The organism is Salipiger aestuarii (genome assembly GCF_003259905.1).
GTDB lineage: Bacteria > Pseudomonadota > Alphaproteobacteria > Rhodobacterales > Rhodobacteraceae > Salipiger > Salipiger aestuarii.
Genome location: NZ_QLMG01000004.1, coordinates 132,753 through 151,534, shown reverse-complemented (window position 1 = coordinate 151,534; position 18,782 = coordinate 132,753). Strand labels below are relative to the sequence as shown.

Annotated in this window: 26 protein-coding genes; 17 read left to right on the top strand and 9 right to left on the bottom strand. The window is 65.1% G+C overall.

Annotation, left to right across the window (positions count from 1 at the left end):
- Positions 1-21 precede the first annotated feature (21 nt).
- A complete protein-coding gene (locus tag ATI53_RS04125; RefSeq protein ID WP_009505659.1) occupies positions 22-588 on the top strand; it encodes an HdeD family acid-resistance protein in 567 nt (188 codons plus the stop codon).
- A gap of 1 nt (position 589) precedes the next feature.
- On the opposite strand, the gene ATI53_RS04120 is transcribed toward ATI53_RS04125, so the two are convergent.
- The 6 genes from ATI53_RS04120 to ATI53_RS04095 all read right to left on the bottom strand — a co-directional run bounded on the left by ATI53_RS04120 (position 590) and on the right by ATI53_RS04095 (position 4,235).
- Positions 590-1,399, bottom strand: a complete 810-nt coding sequence (locus ATI53_RS04120; RefSeq protein WP_009505658.1) for a division plane positioning ATPase MipZ — start codon at positions 1,397-1,399, stop codon at positions 590-592.
- 174 nt (positions 1,400-1,573) lie between these two features.
- Positions 1,574-2,137, bottom strand: a complete 564-nt coding sequence (locus tag ATI53_RS04115) for a F0F1 ATP synthase subunit B (protein WP_009505657.1) — start codon at positions 2,135-2,137, stop codon at positions 1,574-1,576.
- 5 nt (positions 2,138-2,142) lie between these two features.
- On the bottom strand, positions 2,143-2,694 hold the full coding sequence (locus ATI53_RS04110; protein WP_009505656.1) for a F0F1 ATP synthase subunit B': 552 nt from the start codon (positions 2,692-2,694) through the stop codon (positions 2,143-2,145).
- A gap of 81 nt (positions 2,695-2,775) precedes the next feature.
- Entirely contained in the window at positions 2,776-3,000 is a 225-nt protein-coding gene (locus ATI53_RS04105; protein WP_009505655.1) for a F0F1 ATP synthase subunit C, read from the bottom strand.
- Positions 3,001-3,079: 79 nt separating this feature from the next.
- Complete coding sequence (locus tag ATI53_RS04100) at positions 3,080-3,874, bottom strand: F0F1 ATP synthase subunit A (RefSeq protein WP_009505654.1); 795 nt, start codon at positions 3,872-3,874, stop codon at positions 3,080-3,082.
- The gene (locus ATI53_RS04095) at positions 3,864-4,235 is read right to left on the bottom strand and encodes an AtpZ/AtpI family protein (RefSeq protein ID WP_009505653.1); all 372 of its coding nucleotides are present in this window, start codon (positions 4,233-4,235) and stop codon (positions 3,864-3,866) included. The genes ATI53_RS04100 and ATI53_RS04095 overlap by 11 nt, the downstream gene beginning before the upstream one ends.
- A gap of 251 nt (positions 4,236-4,486) precedes the next feature.
- Here ATI53_RS04095 and ATI53_RS04090 point away from each other — a divergent pair, with 251 nt between their 5' ends.
- Entirely contained in the window at positions 4,487-4,825 is a 339-nt protein-coding gene (locus ATI53_RS04090; protein WP_111549782.1) for an ArsR/SmtB family transcription factor, read from the top strand.
- Between the two features lie 6 nt (positions 4,826-4,831).
- Here ATI53_RS04090 and ATI53_RS04085 read toward each other — a convergent pair whose 3' ends face one another.
- From ATI53_RS04085 to ATI53_RS04075, 3 genes are all read right to left on the bottom strand, one after another.
- On the bottom strand, positions 4,832-5,680 hold the full coding sequence (locus ATI53_RS04085; RefSeq protein ID WP_009505651.1) for a DMT family transporter: 849 nt from the start codon (positions 5,678-5,680) through the stop codon (positions 4,832-4,834).
- 29 nt (positions 5,681-5,709) lie between these two features.
- Complete coding sequence (locus ATI53_RS04080) at positions 5,710-6,588, bottom strand: LysR family transcriptional regulator (protein ID WP_034453024.1); 879 nt, start codon at positions 6,586-6,588, stop codon at positions 5,710-5,712.
- 206 nt (positions 6,589-6,794) lie between these two features.
- On the bottom strand, positions 6,795-7,049 hold the full coding sequence (locus ATI53_RS04075) for a hypothetical protein (protein WP_051989503.1): 255 nt from the start codon (positions 7,047-7,049) through the stop codon (positions 6,795-6,797).
- 474 nt (positions 7,050-7,523) lie between these two features.
- Between ATI53_RS04075 and ffh the strand changes: the two genes are divergently transcribed.
- From ffh to ATI53_RS03995, 15 genes are all read left to right on the top strand, one after another.
- Positions 7,524-9,041 carry a signal recognition particle protein gene (ffh, locus tag ATI53_RS04070; protein ID WP_111549781.1) on the top strand — a complete coding sequence of 506 codons (1,518 nt, stop codon included), beginning with the start codon at positions 7,524-7,526 and terminating at the stop codon, positions 9,039-9,041.
- Positions 9,042-9,575: a GNAT family N-acetyltransferase gene (locus tag ATI53_RS04065; protein WP_009505647.1), complete on the top strand. Its 534-nt coding sequence runs from the start codon at positions 9,042-9,044 to the stop codon at positions 9,573-9,575.
- Positions 9,572-10,102, top strand: coding sequence for a GNAT family N-acetyltransferase (locus ATI53_RS04060; RefSeq protein ID WP_009505646.1), 531 nt, complete (start codon positions 9,572-9,574; stop codon positions 10,100-10,102). Before ATI53_RS04065 ends, ATI53_RS04060 begins: the two co-directional genes overlap by 4 nt.
- Positions 10,099-10,668, top strand: coding sequence for a GNAT family N-acetyltransferase (locus tag ATI53_RS04055; RefSeq protein WP_009505645.1), 570 nt, complete (start codon positions 10,099-10,101; stop codon positions 10,666-10,668). The genes ATI53_RS04060 and ATI53_RS04055 overlap by 4 nt, the downstream gene beginning before the upstream one ends.
- On the top strand, positions 10,665-11,261 hold the full coding sequence (locus tag ATI53_RS04050; protein WP_009505644.1) for a GNAT family N-acetyltransferase: 597 nt from the start codon (positions 10,665-10,667) through the stop codon (positions 11,259-11,261). The genes ATI53_RS04055 and ATI53_RS04050 overlap by 4 nt, the downstream gene beginning before the upstream one ends.
- Complete coding sequence (locus tag ATI53_RS04045; protein ID WP_111549780.1) at positions 11,254-11,559, top strand: chorismate mutase; 306 nt, start codon at positions 11,254-11,256, stop codon at positions 11,557-11,559. The genes ATI53_RS04050 and ATI53_RS04045 overlap by 8 nt, the downstream gene beginning before the upstream one ends.
- 43 nt (positions 11,560-11,602) lie before the next feature.
- The gene (rpsP, locus tag ATI53_RS04040; protein ID WP_009505642.1) at positions 11,603-11,977 is read left to right on the top strand and encodes a 30S ribosomal protein S16; all 375 of its coding nucleotides are present in this window, start codon (positions 11,603-11,605) and stop codon (positions 11,975-11,977) included.
- 129 nt (positions 11,978-12,106) lie between these two features.
- Complete coding sequence (locus tag ATI53_RS04035) at positions 12,107-12,895, top strand: MipA/OmpV family protein (RefSeq protein WP_009505641.1); 789 nt, start codon at positions 12,107-12,109, stop codon at positions 12,893-12,895.
- 79 nt (positions 12,896-12,974) lie between these two features.
- Positions 12,975-13,481, top strand: a complete 507-nt coding sequence (rimM, locus tag ATI53_RS04030) for a ribosome maturation factor RimM (RefSeq protein ID WP_009505640.1) — start codon at positions 12,975-12,977, stop codon at positions 13,479-13,481.
- Complete coding sequence (locus tag ATI53_RS04025) at positions 13,478-14,287, top strand: hypothetical protein (RefSeq protein WP_111549779.1); 810 nt, start codon at positions 13,478-13,480, stop codon at positions 14,285-14,287. The genes rimM and ATI53_RS04025 overlap by 4 nt, the downstream gene beginning before the upstream one ends.
- Before the next feature lie 32 nt (positions 14,288-14,319).
- Positions 14,320-15,156 (top strand): tRNA (guanosine(37)-N1)-methyltransferase TrmD, encoded by an 837-nt coding sequence (gene trmD, locus ATI53_RS04020; protein ID WP_223870681.1) that lies wholly within the window; start codon positions 14,320-14,322, stop codon positions 15,154-15,156.
- A 27-nt stretch (positions 15,157-15,183) separates the two neighbouring features.
- Positions 15,184-15,603, top strand: a complete 420-nt coding sequence (locus ATI53_RS04015) for a GNAT family N-acetyltransferase (protein WP_111549778.1) — start codon at positions 15,184-15,186, stop codon at positions 15,601-15,603.
- A 274-nt stretch (positions 15,604-15,877) separates the two neighbouring features.
- Positions 15,878-16,261, top strand: coding sequence for a 50S ribosomal protein L19 (rplS, locus tag ATI53_RS04010; RefSeq protein ID WP_009505635.1), 384 nt, complete (start codon positions 15,878-15,880; stop codon positions 16,259-16,261).
- An 11-nt stretch (positions 16,262-16,272) separates the two neighbouring features.
- Positions 16,273-16,494, top strand: a complete 222-nt coding sequence (gene rpmE, locus ATI53_RS04005; protein ID WP_009505634.1) for a 50S ribosomal protein L31 — start codon at positions 16,273-16,275, stop codon at positions 16,492-16,494.
- 530 nt (positions 16,495-17,024) lie between these two features.
- Positions 17,025-18,782 carry a SulP family inorganic anion transporter gene (locus tag ATI53_RS03995; RefSeq protein WP_111549777.1) on the top strand — a complete coding sequence of 586 codons (1,758 nt, stop codon included), beginning with the start codon at positions 17,025-17,027 and terminating at the stop codon, positions 18,780-18,782.

The following is an 18,782-nucleotide window of genomic DNA, read 5'->3' as shown; positions in this document are numbered from 1 at the left end:
GACAGAGCAAGGAGTGTAACCATGGCTGACCAGACGAACCGGACCGACCGCAAGGACACGGCACCCTCTCGCCCAGATTGGCGTTGGATGCTGATTCTGGGTGCCCTGTTGATCGTGGGGGGGGTCATGGCGTTTGTGAACCCGTTTGCGGCCTCGCTGACCGCCGTGGCAATCGCCGGGGGCATCTTTGCCATGGGTGGTGCCATCCAGATGTGGATCGCCTTTCGCGACGAGGGCGGCGCGCCGGGCCGTTGGCTGTCGGGCGTGTTGGGCCTGTTGCTTCTGGCCTTCGGGATCGCGCTGATCGCCAATCCGCTGGCCGGGATCGTATCTTTGACGCTGATCATCGCCGGGTTCTTCATCGCCTCGGGCCTGTTGCGCATCTGGCTGGGGATCGATCTGCGCCATCACACCGGATGGGGCTGGCTTGTCGGCGCCGGGGCCGTGTCGGTGGTGCTGGGCCTTCTGGTGATCCTTGCGCTTCCGGCGGACCCGGGAAGCTTGCTCGGCCTGTTTCTTGGCATCGACCTGCTCAGCACGGGCATCGGCGTGACAGCCCTGTCGCTGAAGATGCGCGCGCGGCGCTAGATCAGAACCGCACGGTCACGCCCGGAAGGTTGATCGTGGACATCAGGTCGCGCAGCTCTTGCCGTGCCGCCACGTTCGAGATGTTCAGCGCCCGAACCCCGATGTCGCGCAGATCCAGCAGCGTCAGCCCGCGTGGAAACAGTTCGCGAAAGATCACCCGTTCGGAAAATCCCGGCGCGATGCGAAACCCGATACGGCGCGACAACCGTTCCAACGCGCTTTCCATCCTTTGCTTGTTGATCATCTGCTGCGCCCCGAGCCGGTTGCGCAACACGATCCAGTCGATCGGCGGCAGCCCCTGTTGCGCGCGCAACTGACGCGCGCCCCACACCATTTCCGAATAGACCGAGGGTCCAAGGATCCGGTCCGTCGCCCCGTCGATCCGTGCCAGCAGGTCAAAGTCGATGAAGCTGTCGTTGAGCGGCGTAATCAGCGTGTCGGCCATGGAATGCGCCACCTGACTGAGCCGGGTATGCGAGCCGGGGCAGTCGATCAGGATGAAATCGGACTGAGGGCGCAGGATCGCCATCGCCTCGGTCAGACGGCGGTCGTTGATGTTTTCGTCGGCTCCCAGCATCTCCGGCGCGATCTCGGGCAGTTCGATGTAATACGGCGAAGGCAGATCGACGCCCTCGCCGGCCAGAAAGGCACTGCGGTTGGCGCAATAGCGCCCCATGGTCTTTTGCCGCATGTCCAGATCAAGCGTGCCGACCCGGTGTCCCATGCGCACCAGCGCCGTTGCGACGTGCATCGAGACGGTGGATTTGCCCGCCCCGCCCTTCTCGTTTCCGACAACGATGATATGCGCCACGTCTTGCCTCTTTATTTTCCGGGGTCCGGGTCTGCTGCCCGGTCCCTGCTGCGCTACCGTATCGGGGCGGGATCGGCAAGATCCCGCCCCGATACGCGCCCGGAAACCCGGCCCGCGAAACAACAAAGCCCGACCTGAAGGCCGGGCTTTCGCGACGTCGGTCGGTGTCGCGGATCAGTGAAGCTTGGCACCCACTTCGTCGATCGACTCGTCGATCATGCGATCCTTGTCGGCCGCCGAGGTCACCTGCGCAATCACATCGCGCGCGGCGGCCACGGCCACCATCGCGGCCCGGTCGCGCACATCCTTGACAGCCGACGCCTGGGCAGAGGCGATCCGCTCTTCGGCGGACGCCATGCGGCGCGCGATGGTGGCATCCAGATCCTTGTGGGCCTGAACGGCGGCAGTTTCGGCTTCGGTCCTGGCGTTGGCGACGATCTTGTCCGCCTGATCTGCGACCTCTTTCTGCTTGCGCTCATAAGAGGCAAGCAGGGTCTGGGCCTCTTCCCGAAGCGCACGCGCCTCGTCAAGTTCATCGCGGATTCCCTGCGCACGCTTGTCAAGCAGCCCGCCCAGCAGTCCGGGCACCTTGAAATACGCCAGCACGGCAAGGAACAAAAGGAAGCCCAGCAGCACCACGAAATCGGTGTTGCGCAGGGAAAAGAACGGACCCGTCGCCGCCAGTGCGGGGCTGGCGATCACGGCGGCAAGGCCGCTGGAGAGGATCAGCTTGCGCATGTTCGTCACCCTTTCATCCGGCTGTCGACGGCCCTGGACACGGTCTCTTGATCGGCAGTGGCACCAAGCGCCGCGACAATCGCAAGCGCGGTGTCCTTTGCCACGATTTCGATGTTGGCAACCGAAGAGGCGCGGATCTCGTCAATCGCGGCTTCGGATTCGGCGGTCTTGGCGGCGATCTTGGCGTCCGCATCGGCCACGGCGGTATCCAGCTGTGCCTTGATGTCGTCGCGGGTCTGCTGACCGATGGCCTGCGCTTGGGCACGCGCGTCTGCCAGCGCCCTGTCATAGTCTTTTTCAGCTTCGCCCGCCTGGCGCTTGAGCTCTTCGGCGGCGGCGATGTCGTTGGTGATCGTGCCGGTGCGCTCGGCCACGACCGACGCGATCCGCGGCAGGGCGATGCGCGACAGGATGAAGAAAATCACCACAAGCGTGATGACCAGCCAGAAGATCTGGTTCGGGACCCAGTCCGCGCAAAGCTGCGGCATCCCGATGGCGGAGCCGTGATCGTCGACGCAGATGCCCGGTAGATCTTCGGCGAGTTGTGTTGTCGCCATGTCGTCCTCCGTCGGAACGTTGTCTTTCGGGCGGCCTCTCAGTCCGGGGGCCGCCCGTGCGTAAGGATGTCGGTATCCGTCTTAGACGGCGAACATCAGCAGCAGAGCGACGAGGAAGGAGAAGATGCCCAGAGCTTCGGCGAATGCGATGCCGATGAACAGGGTCGCGGTCTGCGATGCGGCTGCCGACGGGTTGCGCAGCGCGCCCGACAGGAAGTTGGCGGCAACATTGCCAACGCCAAGGGCGGCAAGGCCCGTGCCGAGACCTGCGAGACCTGCGCCGATGTGTGCGAGTTGACCTTCCATGGGGGTATCTCCTTACGTCTGGAAGTTGATCGTGTGTTGGGGTGTGCGGTTGGGTCGGGCCAGCGTGGCCCGCCCGAAATCAGTGATGCGGATGCAGCGCGTCCTTGAGGTAGACGCAGGTGAGGATGGTGAACACATAGGCCTGGATAAAGGCCACCAGCACCTCAAGCCCGTAGATCGCGGTGATCGCGACGATGGTCAGCGGCGACACGGCGGCGACAGCGGCAAAGCCCGCAAACACCTTGAGAACCGCGTGGCCGGCCATGACGTTGCCCGCAAGACGAATGGAATGGCTGACCGGGCGCACGAAATACGAGATGATTTCGATGATCGCCAGGATCGGACGCAGCGCCAGCGGCGCCGAGCTGACCCAGAACAGCGACAGGAACGACGGGCCGTTCTTGACGAAGCCAAGGATGGTCACGGTCAGGAACACCGCCAGCGCCAGCACGATGGTCACCGCGAAATGCGACGTGGTGGTAAAGCTCATCGGGACCAGACCAAGAAAGTTGGCGGTGACGATGAACATGAACAGCGTCATGATATAGGGGAAATAGCGCAGGCCGTCCTTGCCGGTAACGTCTTCGATCATCTTGTAGATGAAACCATAGGCCAGTTCGGCGACCGACTGGCTGCGCGACGGCACGATGGCGCGACGCGAGGTGCCCAGCACCATCAAAGCAAAGATCGCCAGGATCGCAAGCCCCAGCCACAGGGTCACGTTGGTGATGGTGAACATGCCCACGTCGCCATGGCCGAACAGCGGCTTGACGATGAACTGGTCCATCGGGTGAAAGACAAGGCCAGACGCCTGTTCGGCCTGGCCTGCGCCATGGTCCGCCATCTCTGCACCGTGCGCTGTTTCAGTCGCCATCTCGGTCCCTCTTTTCGATCTCGGTGCCCTGGTCGGCCACCTGTCCGCCGGCCTGCAGGGCCAGCTGTTTTTCCTGAATCTCGGCGGCAGAGCGGATCATCACGCGAACGCCGGCCACGAGCCCCAACACTGTGAACAGCACCATCATCCAGGGCAGCGTTCCGAAAAGCGCGTCCAGCCCGTATCCGATACCAAAGCCGATCCCGAGACCGGCCACCATTTCCGTCACCATCCGCCAGGCAAGGTTCGCCTGTGAATAATGCTCCTCCTGGTGGGCCGTGGTTTGCTCCCGAGCGGCTTTCACCGCCGCGATCTTCGCCTCCAGCGCCTTCATTTGCTGCGTCGGATCGGGATCGCTCACCTTGCCTGCCCCCTGGGGAGTTCCGGGATGTTGCTAAGGGCTGGGGCGCCGTGAGTCAAGAAGCGGTGAAGCAATCCCGAGCAAGGGTCAACCAACTGATTTTAGTATGATAAATTTTGCCCGGCGCGGGCAGATACTGCCAGCGGGCCACGCGTTAGCGCCATCGGGGCGGCAATCGCATATTCAACCCCGCGGTTGATCTTGGCCGACCGGCGCTTGACGCGCGGCGTTGCGCAACGGCTTATGCCAGCATGACCGACACGCTTTCCGCCGTCTTTGCCGCGCTTGCGGACCCGACCCGCCGCCGCATTCTGTCGATGCTGCTCGAAGACGACATGGCCGTCACCGACGTGGCCGAGCCGTTCGACATGTCGCTGGCGGCGATTTCAAAACATCTCGCGATCCTCGCGGCGGCGGGCCTTATCAGCCAGACCAAACACGGCCGCGTAAAGTGGTGTCAGCTGGAACCGGACGCGCTGCGCGAAGCATCGGTGTGGATCTTTGGCTTCGGGCTGGTGGAACCGGTCAATCTGGACGCCTTCGAACGGTTCCTTGCGGCGGAACTGGACGTGCCGCCCGAAGACCCCTGAGCGCGATCATTCCTGCTTGAGCAGCAGCACGAGCGCGCCCCCGGTCATCGCAACGCCCGCAAAGATGATCCCCGGCGGCAACCCGTGCCCAAGCGCCATTTGCCACAGGATCACCCAGGACGGGGTAAGGTAAGTGTAGGCCATCACCTTGGCCGCGGGCAGGCGAAGGGCCGCGAATTGCAGCAGCACAAAGGTCGCCGCGGTCGCCGCGACGGCGGTGTAGACGATGGTCAGCCAGACCACGCCGGGCAGCGCCAGCCAGTCGGTCGCCATGATTTCGGGCCAGCCGATCACAAGCAGCAGCGCGGTGCCCGCAAGATTGGTCCACAGGGTAAAGACCAGCGCCGGCTCGCCGCGATTCAGCCGCGTGACCAGCGGCGCGTACAGCGCATGCGCCGCGCATCCGATGAAATACACCGCCTCGCCCCGCCCGATCCCAAGGCGCAGCACGCTGGCCAGATCGCCGCCAAAGATCACCCACAGCGCCCCGATGGCGCCCACCGCCAGTGCCAGCATCATCCGTGGCGTCAGGCGCTGACGCACGATCAGCCAGCCGAACCCAGCGGCCATCAGCGGTGTCAGCGTGAACACCGCCGACAGGCTGATCGGCGCGGCGGTCTTCAAGCCTTCGAACATCAGAACGAAATAGGCGATCATCAGCCCGCCCAGTACGAGGTAGCGCCAGGGCGCGCGCACCGACCCCCGGTCGACCTTGCCGCTGGCCAGCGCCACCGCCGCAAGCAGCGCCCCCGCGATGACAAAGCGCACCGCGTTCAGGGCCACCGGCGCGATCTGCGGTGCCGCCAGCGATCCCAGCGCAAAAGACCCCGCCACCAGTGCCGAAAAGCAAAGCATCGCAAGATGCCCCTGTGCCTGCGGACTCATCAGCAGCCGAGACCGGCGGAATAAGTCTTGAGATGGCGCAGAAAGGCCTGCACCTTAGGCGTGCGATGCAGATCGACATGGGTCACCAGCCACATCGGCGACGACCATTCCTCACGCGAGGGCAGGATTTGCACCAGTTCCGGATCGTTCTCAGCCTCGTGCACCGGCACGAACCCCAACCCCGCTCCGGCCCGGACCGCGGCTTGCTGCACCCGCCCGTCTTCGGTCCGGAACACGATCCGCGCATCGGGCACATTCGCCCGCATCCACATCGCGAACGGGGCGCGCGAGTCCAGATCGTCATGGCCGACAAAGGCGTGACGGGCCAGGTCCGGCCCTTCGGTCGGGATTCCGTGCGCGTCTGTGTAGCTGCGCGCCCCGTAAAGCGCGATGGCCTGCCGGGCAAAGCTTTGCACCACGTTGTCGGGTTCCTGAGGGGCGGCCCCGGCGCGCAGCGCGACATGGGCCTCGCCGTATTCCAGCCGGAACAGCCGCGCCCCGGTCAGGTAGCGCACGACGATGTCCGGATAGGCGGCGCGAAACGACGCCAGCGCGCCGACCATCAACGGGAAGAAATTGACCAGAGAAGTGACCAGAAGTTCGCCGGACACACCTTCGCCCTGCCCCTTGATGCGACCTGCCAACTGCTGGAACTGATCGTCGGTGGTCTGCGCGACGCGGGCCAGATCGCGCCCCGCTTCAGTCGGGATATAGCCGCGCGCGTGGCGCTGGAACAGCTTGACGCCCATGCGCTGTTCAAGCGCGTCAATGTGGCGGATGACCGTGGCGTGATGCACGCCCAGCACCTCGGCCGCGCCGCTTACGGTTCCAATCCGCGCCACCTGAAAGGCGGTGCGGATCTCGTCCCAATTGGTCATCATGCCTGGCACCTGTGCATATGGTCACTTTTGCCGCCGATATGAGGCGGTTTGGTTCGCAAATGCAATAGTCGTCACAGAGGCTTGCCCATGCGGATCTTGGGGGCGCGCACCCGTCGCTGAACATGGAAAACGCCCGGATTTCTCCGGGCGCTTTCGAAAAGTCAATACTGATGCAGAGCGGTAGACCGCCCCGGGGTCGTCTATCAGTTGGCGGTGCCAGTGCTGCTGGTCGTACCGGGGGAATCGCTGGAGCTGTCGTCGCCGTCGGACGACGCAAGGACCGCGATCAGTACTGCGGCACCACCCAGGGCTGCCAGCGCGTCGGTGGGGATCTCGACACCGTTCGAGGTCACGGCATAGGGGTCATCGACGGTGACGACGGCAACCGGCTCTTGTGCGAAGGCGGCCGAGGTCGACAGAGCGGCAACGAGAGCGGCCGAAGTCATAAGAGTTTTCATGGTGCATCACCTTTGAAATGCGTGTTTCTAGGTCAGGTCTTAGCGCTTTTCAGTCGAATCAGCCAGCCCGTTTTTCTGCAACGGCAAACATCCGCGACAATCCGGGGCCACTGTGACCTGCTTGCGCAATTTACGGTCACTTGCTTGCGAAACAAGGGCCGCAACGGACAAATAGCGCCGAACCTGGCCCCGCCCACCGGACGGCGCGAGGGAATCGGTACCGCGCCCGCGCCCGGGATGCAACGAAAACAGGGGCCGATGCCCTGCAATCCTTGACTCAGACGTTGCAAGTCGGTAACTCGCGGGCAATTCCGGATGCCGTCACCGTGCCTCCGGTCCCTTGGGCCCTGCCCGGGATCGCCCTCCGTCAGCGCGTTGCGCCCACGGAGGCCTTTCCGCTTTGGCCTATTGGCAAACGCGACGCCGTCCCCACATCGGGGGCACAGGATCAACAGACGAAAGGCTCAGCGCCCCATGTTCGAGAATCTTTCCGAGCGCCTCGGCGGCGTGTTCGACCGGCTGACGAAACAGGGCGCGCTGTCAGAGGATGACGTCCGCACCGCACTGCGCGAGGTGCGCGTGGCGCTGCTGGAGGCGGACGTGTCGCTGCCCGTGGCGCGCCAGTTCGTCAAGGCGGTTGAAAAGAAAGCCACCGGCGCGGCGGTCACCAGGTCGATCACGCCGGGCCAGCAGGTCGTCAAGATCGTGCATGACGAACTGATCGCGACGCTTGCGGGCGAGGGCGATCCGGGCAGCCTGCGCATCGACACGCCGCCCGCGCCGATCCTGATGGTGGGCCTGCAGGGCGGCGGCAAGACGACGACAACGGCGAAGCTGGCGAAACGGCTGAAAGAGCGCGACAAGAAAAAGGTGCTGATGGCATCGCTGGACGTCAACCGCCCCGCCGCCATGGAACAGCTGGAAATCCTTGGTCGCCAGATCGGCGTCGACACGCTGCCCATCGTCAAGGGCGAAGACCCGGTCGCCATTGCCAAACGCGCCAAGACGCAGGCCGCGCTTGGTGGCTATGATGTCTATATGCTGGACACCGCCGGCCGTCTGTCCATCGACGACGAGCTGATGGCCCAGGTCGAGGCGGTGCGCGACGTTGCCAACCCGCGCGAAACGCTGCTGGTGGTCGACGGTCTCACCGGCCAGGACGCCGTGCACACGGCGGAGAATTTTGACACCCGCATCGGCATCACCGGCGTCGTGCTGACCCGGATGGATGGCGACGGGCGCGGCGGCGCGGCACTGTCGATGCGCGCCGTCACCGGCAAGCCCATCAAGTTCGTCGGTCTTGGCGAAAAGATGGACGCGCTGGAAACCTTCGAACCCGACCGCGTCGCGGGCCGTATCCTGGGCATGGGCGACATCGTCGCGCTGGTGGAAAAGGCGCAGCAAACGCTGGAGGTCGAGCAGGCCGAACGCATGATGCGCCGCTTTTCCAAGGGTCAGTTCAACATGAACGACCTCAGGATGCAGCTTGAGCAGATGATCAAGATGGGCGGCATGGGCGCGATGCTGCAAATGATGCCGGGTGCGGCCAAGATGGCCAAGCAGATGGACGACGCAGGCATGGACGACAAGATCCTGCGCCAGCAGATCGCGCTGATCAATTCCATGACCAAGAAGGAACGCGCCAACCCCGCGCTGCTTCAGGCGTCGCGCAAGAAGCGCATCGCCAAGGGGTCGGGTATGGACGTGTCGGATCTCAACAAGCTGCTCAAGATGCAGCGGCAGATGTCGGACATGATGAAAAAGATGGGCAAGATGGGCAAGGGCGGCATGCTGAAACAGGCCATGAAGGGCATGTTCGGTAAAGGCGGCATGCCCCCCGAAATGGCTGGCGGCATGGATCCTGGCCAGATGGACCCCAAGCAGATCGAGGCCGCCGCCAAGGCGATGGGCCAGCGCCTGCCCGGCGGCATGGGTGGCATGCCCGGCGGCGGGCTGCCCCCCGGCCTCAGCGGGTTCGGCAAGAAGAAATAGATGCCCGCCCCCATCCTTCATACGCCGCGGCTGACGCTGCGGGGCCACACGCTGGCCGATCTGACGGCGCTTTGCGCGCTGCTCGGGACAGAGCGCGCGCGCTACATGGGCGGGGCGATCCCGCATCTGGAAGCCTGGCGCTGGATGGCGTCCGAGATGGCGATGTGGGACCTGATGGGCCACGGCGCCTGGGGGATCGAAACCCGCGAGGGCGTGTTTCTGGGCCAGGTCGGCATTTGCCAGCCGCCGCATTTCCCCGAACGTGAAATCGGCTGGACGCTGTTGGACACCGCCGAGGGCAAGGGCTATGCGTTCGAGGCCGCGACCGCCGCCCTGCACTGGGCCTGGGCACAGGGCTTTGACACGCTGGTGTCCTATGTCGATCCGGCCAACACCCGGTCGCGCGCGCTGGCCGAACGGCTTGGCGCGGTCCACGACCCCGCCGCCGCCCTGCCCGGTGGCGATACGCCCACCGATTGCCTTGTCTTCCGTCACAGCCCCGATTCCGATGGCAGCCCAGAGGCCTACGCATGACCCTTGTCGCCGCCCCGGTTCTGGAAACCGACAACCTGATCCTGCGCGGCCCCATCGCGTCGGATGCCGAACACGTCATCACCTTTCTGATGGACCGGCCCCGCTCTGACGGGTTTGGCGGCAGCGATACGCGCGCCGATGCCTGGCGCTGGTTCTGCACCAACCTTGGTCATTGGCAGATGCGCGGCTACGGCTATTTCACCATAGAAACCAAGGCCGAAGGCACGCCCGCCGGGATCTGCGGCATCTGGAACCCCGAAGGCTGGCCCGAACCGGAAATCGGCTGGGTCGTGTTCGCCGGCTTCGAGGGCCGCAGCATCGCGCATGAGGCCGCGCTGCGCGTGCGCCGCTATGCCTACGAAGACCTTGGCCTGACCACGCTGACCTCGAACATCGTGCCGGGCAACGAGCGGTCGGCGCGTCTTGCCGAGCGGCTGGGCGCCTGGCACGAGCGCACCTACCAGAACGTCACCATGGGCGAGGAACGCCTGTTCCGCCACCCCGGCCCGGACGAGGCGCTGGGATGACCGCCGCCTGCGAACAGCACCGCCCCGGCCCCGGCGCGCGCGCCGCCGCCCGCCTTGGCGGACGCGTGCCGATGATCGACACCACGCGGCTGCAACTGCGCGGCCCGCGGATCTATGATTTCAAGGCCTTCTCCGACATTTTCTGCTCGGACCGGGCCGAAGCCATCGGCGGCCCCTTTGCCCGCAACGAGGCCTGGTCCGTGTTCAGCCAGTACACCGCCCAGTGGATGCTGCACGGCCACGGGCTGTGGACAGTGGATGCACAGACGCAACCGTCGGCGGGCTTTGTCTTGCTGGGGTACGAATACGACGACCCCGAGGCCGAACTTGCCGTCTACATGACCGAAGAAGCCGAATCCAACGGCTACGCGTTCGAGGCCGCGCAGGCCGCGCGCGCATATGCCTTTGACACCCTGCGCTGGGACAGCGTCGTGTCCTACCTTGATGCATCGAACAGCCGCGCCAATGCCCTGATGCTGCGGCTGGGCGCGGTGCGCGACATGGCCGCCGAGACCACTCAGGGCGACGGTACCCAGATCTGGCGCCACGCCAGGGGGGCCGCATGATCATCCCCACGCTCGACACCCCCCGCCTGCGCCTGTCGGCCCCCTCGCCCGAGGATTACCCGGATTTCAAGGCGACCTTCGCCTCTTACCGGTCCCGGTTCATGGGCGGACCGCTGAACCCGTATGAAACCTGGATGCTGTACGCCGCCGAAATCGGCCACTGGGACATCCGGGGATTCGGCATGTGGATGGTCCATTTGAAGGATTCCGGCGAAACCGTCGGCATGGCGGGGGGCTGGTTTCCCGCCAAATGGCCCGAACGCGAAATCGCCTGGATCATCTGGCCCGGAAAGGCCGGCCGCGGCTTTGCGCTGGAAGCCACCCACCGGGTGCGGGCGCATCTGTACCGGCACATGGGCTGGGACGGCGCGGTCAGCTACATCGACCCCAAGAACCTGGATTCCATCCGCCTTGCCGAACGGCTTGGCGCGACCAAGGACACCGCCGCGCCGTCGATCGACGGCACCGATGCAGTGTACCGCCACCCGACGCCCGCCGCGCTGCACGGCACGCAGCTGGCGCATGGCATCGACATGGAGATCGCGAATTTCGCCGATCCCCTTTTCAAACCGAAAGGCCGGGCCATTGACTGACACCATTGATCCGGTCGCGCGTGCCGCGACCCTGCTCAAGGGACATCGCGAAAGCATCGACAGGCTGGATGCGATCCTTGTCTTTACGCTGGCCGAGCGGTTCAAGCATACGCAATCCGTGGGCGTGCTCAAGGCCACCCACGACCTGCCCCCATCCGATCCCGCGCGGGAAGAACAGCAGATCGCGCGGCTGAGGGATCTGGCGAAACAAGCGGATCTGGATCCGGAATTCGCCGAGAAATTCCTGAATTTCGTCATTCAGGAAGTCATCAAGCACCACGAACGTCACCAATCCTGACGGCCCACCCGTCAGCACACGCCATTCACAAGGAGAACTTACAATGGCTCTTAAAATCCGGCTCGCCCGCGGCGGTTCCAAGAAACGCCCCCACTACGCCATCGTTGTCGCCGATTCGCGCATGCCGCGCGACGGCCGTTTCATCGAAAAGGTCGGCACCTACAACCCGCTGCTCGCCAAGGATGACGAGCGTCGCGTGAACATGGACGTCGAGCGCGTTCAGCACTGGATCGGCCAGGGCGCCCAGACCACCGACCGCGTGTCGCGTTTCCTCGAAGCGGCTGGCGTTGTCGAAAAGAAAACCCGCAACAACCCCGACAAGGCAAAGCCAGGCAAAGCCGCCACCGATCGCGCCGAAGCCAAGGCCGCCAAGGTCGCGGCCGCGTCGGAAACCACCGAAGAGGCTGCGGCAGAGTAATTACTGTTGCATCCTTGCAAGCAGGCGCGCGGGAGTTCATCCCGCGCGCCTTTGTTGTTTGCAAGGTACGGTGATTCCGTGTCAGACGCGCTCGTCTGCAACTCACACCGCATTTCGGGATCGCTGCCAATGATCACCTCGCGCTTCGCCTGTTCCCTGACGCTTGTCGGCGTGCTGCTCGCCAGCGGCGCGGCCGCTCAGGATCGGCTTTCGACCCAGGGCAACCAGCCCGGCGTCGCCTTTACGCTGCGCGGTGGCGTGGCCTCTGCGCCCGATTATTTCGGGTCCGAGGATTACACGGCCGTTCCCGACATCGCGTTCAGCTTTGACGGGCTGACGCTGAGAAACGGGCGCAGCTTCGGCGACAGCGACCCCTGGGTCGACGCGCTTGGCTTTGGCATGCGCGGATCGTTCCGCTATATTTCCGAACGCGACAGTTCCGACCATGGCACGCTGCGCGGCATGGACGATGTCGATGCCGCGGTCGAGCTTGGCTTTGGCGTCAGCTTCACGAGCCGCAGCTATGAGGTGTTTGCCGACATGCGGCGCGGGCTTGGCGGCCATGAAGCCTGGGTCGGAGAGGCCGGGATGGACCTGATCGCCCGCCCCGACGACCGCTGGAAACTGACGATCGGTCCCCGCCTGTTTTGGGGCAGCGACGATTACGCCGACACCTATTTCGGCGTGGATTCGGACGAGGCGACCGCCTCGCGGAGCAGCTATGACGCCGACGGTGGCCTGCTGTCCGCAGGCGTAGAAATGGGCGCGCGCTACCGGCTGACCGACGACTGGGGGCTTGAGGGCGCCGTGACCTGGGAAAACTACCGCAACGACGCCGCCGACAGCCCGATTGTCGACGATCCCGACCAGTGGACCGTTCGGTTCGGCGTGACCCGCGCCATGCGCCTGCGCTTCTGAGTTTGCGCACAAGATTGCAAATGCTCCGGGCGCTGGTTTATCCAGTGACCCGGAGTTTTCATGCGCGGGGACAAGCAACATGAGCGAGACGATCTGCGTCGGCGCGATTTCGGGCGCCTTCGGCGTGCACGGTGAAGTGCGGCTGAAAAGCTTTACCGCCGACCCCGAGGCCATTGCCGACTATGCCCCCCTGACAACCGAGGACGGCGCGCGCCGCTTTGACGTTCAGCTGACCGGGCAGGTCAAGGGCGGCTTTGCCGCGCGCCTGTCCGGCGTGCGTACCAAGGAAGACGCGGATGCGCTGAACGGTGTGCGGCTGTTCGCCCCGCGCGACCGCCTGCCCGCCCTGCCCGATGACGAATACTATCACGCCGACCTGATCGGCCTTGCGGTGTTCGACACCGGCGGCGCCGAAATCGGCCGGGTCAAGGCGGTACACAACCACGGCGCCGCCGATCTGCTGGAACTGGTGGTGCCCGGCGGGTCGAAAACCGTGCTGATGCCGTTCACGCTGGCGGTGGTGCCGACGGTCGATCTGGCCTCCGGGCGCATCGTCGCCGACCCGCCAGAGGGCTTGCTGGAATGACGCGGGTCGTCGTTCACGCGGGATTTCACAAGACCGGCACCAGCACCGTGCAGCATGCTCTGGCCCAGAACCGCGACGCGCTTGCCCCGCATCTGCGCATCCACCTGCGCGAGGATTTCGACCCGCTGACCGCCTCTGCCCGCAGCTGGTCGGTCACGCGGTCCGACAAGCATTTCGCCGCCATCGGGCGCAACGCATTGCGGTTTTTCCGCAGCATCGGGCGCGAGGACACGCGCCCCGTGCTGATGTCTTCCGAGGATCTGTGCGGCCATATGCCGGGGCGCAACGGCATCGCCGCCTATGATGCCGCGCCCGACATCCTGCGCGTGATCGCCGATAACGCGCGGCACTGGTTCGGCCCCGCGCTGGACCTGGTGATTTATTTTTCGACCCGCGCGCCGGACCCGTGGCTGCGGTCGACCTGGTGGCAGAACCTGCGCTCGACCCGGCTGACCAAGGACCTTGATCCCTATGCCGACGACCTGCCCCGCGCCGCCGACCTGTCGGCCGTTGTCGATGCGGTGCGCGCCGCCGTGACCGCGCAGGTCGTCACCGCACCGCTGGAAGACAGCGCCGCGCGCCCCGAAGGTCCGCTTGCCCCGCTGCTGGACCTGACCGATGTGCCAGCCGATGTCCGCGCCGCGCTGGGGATCCCCCCCCCCGTGAACGCCCAGCCCGATCTGGGCATGGCCGAGGTGCTGCTGGCACTGAACCGCAGCGGTCTGGATGATGAGGCGCTGTCCGATGCCAAACGCACGATCCGCAGACTGGCCGTCAAGCGATCCAACCTGTCCCCCCACGCTTGAGCCGCGCCCGGCAAGCGCGTAAGGCAATGTTCATGACCGACACCCCGCCCCCTTCGATGCCTCCCGCAAAACCGCCCCCCAAGTCGCCCCCGAAATCGCACGGGCGCAAATCCGTGCGCCCCAGCCTCAAGCCGCGCCAGCTGATGGACAGCCACCCCATGCTCGCCCACGCCTGGACCGCGCAGGTCATCACCCTGTTCCCCGAGGCGTTTCCCGGCGTGCTTGGCCTGTCGCTGACAGGCAAGGCGATGCAGGAGGGACGCTGGCAGCTTGACACCATCCCCCTGCGCGACTTCGGCATCGGCAAGCACCGCAACGTCGATGACACTCCGGCGGGCGGCGGCGCGGGCATGGTGCTGCGCCCCGATGTCGTCGGCTCCGCGGTCGAGGCCGCGCGCGCCCGCATCCATCGGGCCGCACCGATCCTGTACCTGTCACCGCGCGGTCGCCGATTCGATCAGACCATGGCACGCGATCTGGCGACCCGCCCTGGCGTAACCCTGCTGTGCGGACGTTTTGAGGGGCTGGATGAACGTGTGATTGAACATTACGGCATCACCGAGGTGTCGCTGGGCGATTTCGTGCTGACCGGGGGCGAGCTGGCGGCGCAGGCCCTGCTGGATGCAACGGTCCGCCTTCTGCCCGGTGTGCTGGGCAACGCGGATTCGACCGAAGAGGAAAGCTTTTCCAACGGCTTGCTGGAACATCCGCAATACACCCGTCCCGCCCAGTGGAACGGTCACGACATCCCCGCGGTGCTGATGTCGGGCCATCATGGGGAAATCGCCAAATGGCGCCGCGCCCGGTCCGAAGAGATCACCAGGGCCCGCCGCCCCGATCTGTGGGCCACATACGAGGACACGCCATGATCATCCGCCCCGCCACCCGCGGACGATCTGACCGCCATCGTCACGCTGCTGGCGGATGACCCGCTGGGCGCCGCGCGCGAAGATCTTGGGCCGCCGCTGGCGGATAGCTATCACACTGCTTTCGATGCGATCCACGCCGACCCCAACCAGTGCCTCGTGGTGGCCGAGGACAACGGCAGCGTGGTGGGCACGCTTCAGCTGACCCTGACGCCGGGCCTGTCGCGCAAGGGTGCGCTGCGCGGCACGATCGAAGCGGTGCGCGTGCACGCCACCTGCCGCAGCCGGGGCCTTGGGGCCCGTCTGATCGACTGGGCCACGGATGAGGCCTCGCGCCGGGGCTGTGTTCTGATGCAACTGACCACCGACGCCAGCCGCAACGCCGCGCATCGCTTTTACGACCGGCTTGGCTTCACGCCCAGTCACATCGGATACAAGAAGCTGCTCTAGCCCGCCCCGGCCCATATTTTCCTTGCTCCAAGCGCGCGCAGCGCCTATACGCAGCGCGTCTGCGGGGCCAACGAGTCGCGCGGGCTTCTTCGGTGTTGCCTGACCCGCTGCTTCGGCGGACCCTGACGGCCCCGAAGACCGCATAAACGAGAACGCCGTCGATAGCCTCCTGCGGGCGCCCCGGACCTTCCGGCGCGGACCCGAACGAAGACCGGAGCTCTGGGACGCGAGACATCTTCACGGGCCAACCGTGAGCCATCAGGAGTAGCGTCAGATGAATCTGATCGCACAGATCGAGGCGGAACAAATTGCCGCCCTGGGGAAAACCATCCCCGACTTCAAGGCCGGCGACACCATTCGCGTCGGCTACAAGGTGACCGAGGGCACCCGTACCCGCGTGCAGAACTACGAAGGCGTCTGCATCAGCCGCAAGAACGGCAAGGGTATCGCGGGCTCGTTCACCGTTCGCAAGATTTCCTTTGGTGAGGGCGTCGAGCGCGTCTTCCCGCTGTATTCGACCAACATCGACTCGATCGAAGTCGTGCGCCGTGGTCGTGTGCGCCGCGCCAAGCTGTACTACCTGCGCGAGCGTCGCGGCAAGTCGGCCCGTATCGCCGAAGTCACCAACTACAAGCCGCTCGCCGGCGCCAGCGCGTAAGGAGAGACGTCATGAAAAAGGGCATCCACCCCGACTACCACGTCATCGACGTCAAGATGACCGACGGCACCATCTACCAGACCCGCACCACCTGGGGCAAAGAAGGCGCCCAGATGTCGCTGGACATCGACCCCACCGTGCACCCGGCCTGGACGGGCGGCAATTCGCGCCTGCTGGACGCTGGCGGTCGCGTGTCGAAGTTCAAGAAAAAATACGAAGGCCTGGGTTTCTGATCCTCGCTTCATATGGTCGTTCAAACGCCGCTCCTTCGGGGGCGGCGTTTTTCGTTGGAACGGCGGCGTGCAGGGGCCGCGCCATGTGGCATCCGGCACGCGGCGAAGCCCTGCTGCGACAATAAACCATGTGAACAAACAGGCGGCATCCCTGCTGCGGGCCAGACGTCGGGCGAAACGCGCCCTGGACATTCGCAGGGTCGACGACGCCATCGCTGTGGTCCCGCAGATCGCCCCCGCCGGCTATCGTGCGACCGCCCCGATGACGCGGGCGCCGACCGGACAGGCCTGCGTCGCATCGCTGCGCGCGGAACCGATCCAGCCGCCGGTTTGTTGGACGGCGATGCCGCAAGGCCGGGAATGGATGGCGCCGCCCACAACCGCGATGCCACAATGACGCAGACGCCCCGCTCGGACAGGGTTCAGCACCGAAGTCCCTTCAATAATTCTAACCTTGGAATATAAGGTGGGGCGCCGGAGACCGCCCACGGCCTCCGGCGCCCCACCTTGCCGCATTCAGGACGTCGCCGATGACCCTACCGCCGCTTTCCCGCTACCTGCCCATCCTGACATGGGGGCGTGCCTATACGCGCGACACCGCCACGGCGGACCTTGTGGCGGCGGTCATCGTGACCATCATGCTGATTCCGCAGTCTCTGGCCTATGCGTTGCTGGCCGGGTTGCCCGCCGAAATGGGCCTGTATGCGTCGATCCTGCCGTTGGTGGCCTACGCCATCTTCGGCTCGTCGCGCACGCTGGCGGTGGGACCGGTTGCGGTGGTGTCGCTGATGACCGCTGCCGCCATCGGACAACTGGGCCTGAGCGATCCCGGCGACATCGCGCTGGCGGCGATCACGCTGGCGTTCATCTCGGGGGGGATCCTCACGCTGCTGGGGGTGCTCCGGCTGGGGTTCATCGCCAATTTTCTAAGCCATCCTGTCATCGCCGGGTTCATCACCGCGTCGGGGGTGCTGATCGCTGCGTCTCAGCTCAAACATATCCTTGGGGTAGATGCCGAGGGCGAAACGCTGATCAAGCTGGTGCCGTCGCTGATCGCCCATCTGGGACAGGTCAACATCCCGACTCTGACGATCGGTGCGGCGGCCACCGCGTTCCTGTTCTGGGTCCGCAAGGGGTTGAAACCCTTGTTGATGTCGCTTGGCATACCGCACAAGCTGGCCGAAACCGGGGCCAAGGCCGGACCGGTGGTCGCCGTTGTCGCGACCACACTGGCGGCGTGGCTGTTCAACCTTGGGGATCACGGTGTCAAGCTGGTGGGCGAGGTGCCGACCGGCCTGCCTCCGCTGTCGGCCCCGTCGTTCGACCTGACGATGTGGGGCGCGCTGTTGCTGCCCGCCGTGCTGATTTCGATCATCGGGTTCGTCGAATCCGTGTCGGTGGCGCAGACGCTCGCGGCCAGGCGTCGCCAGCGCATCGACCCGGATCAGGAACTGATCGGGCTGGGCACGTCGAACCTTGCGTCGTCGCTGTCGGGCGGGTTTCCGGTGACGGGCGGGTTTTCCCGGTCGGTTGTGAACTTCGACGCCGGCGCCGAAACCCCAGCCGCCGGGGCCTATACCGCCGTCGGCATCGCGGTGGCAACGCTGGCGCTGACGCCGCTGTTGTTCTTTCTGCCCAAGGCGACGCTGGCGGCGACGATCATCGTCGCGGTGCTGGGGCTTGTCGATGTCTCGATCCTGAAAAAGACATGGATCTACAACAAGGTGGATTTCGCCGCCGTTGCCGCGACCATCGTTCTGACGCTGACACTGGGGGTGGAAACCGGCGTGTCGGCGGGGGTGCTGCTGTCGATCTTTCTGCATCTTTACAAGACATCGAAACCGCATGTGGCCGAGGTCGGCCTTGTCCCCGGCACGCATCACTTCCGCAACATCCACCGCCACAAGGTCGACACGCTGCCCCATGTGCTGACCCTGCGGGTCGACGAAAGCCTGTATTTCGTCAATGCCAGGTTCCTTGAGGAATATGTGCTGAACCGCGTGGCCGAATGCGCCGACCTGCGACATGTGGTGCTGATGTTCCCGGCGGTCAACGATGTCGACATCAGCGCGCTGGAAACGCTCGAAGAGCTGAACACGCGGCTGGGCGAAGTGAACATCACCCTGCACCTGACCGAGGTCAAAGGCCCGGTGATGGACCGGCTCAAGCGGTCGCGTTTCCTGGATGATCTCAGCGGGCAGGTATTCCTGTCGCAATACGATGCCTGGTGCGCGCTGGGGCCCTGCCCCGATGATCCGCGCGACGATCCGATCGCCGCCGCGCCATAA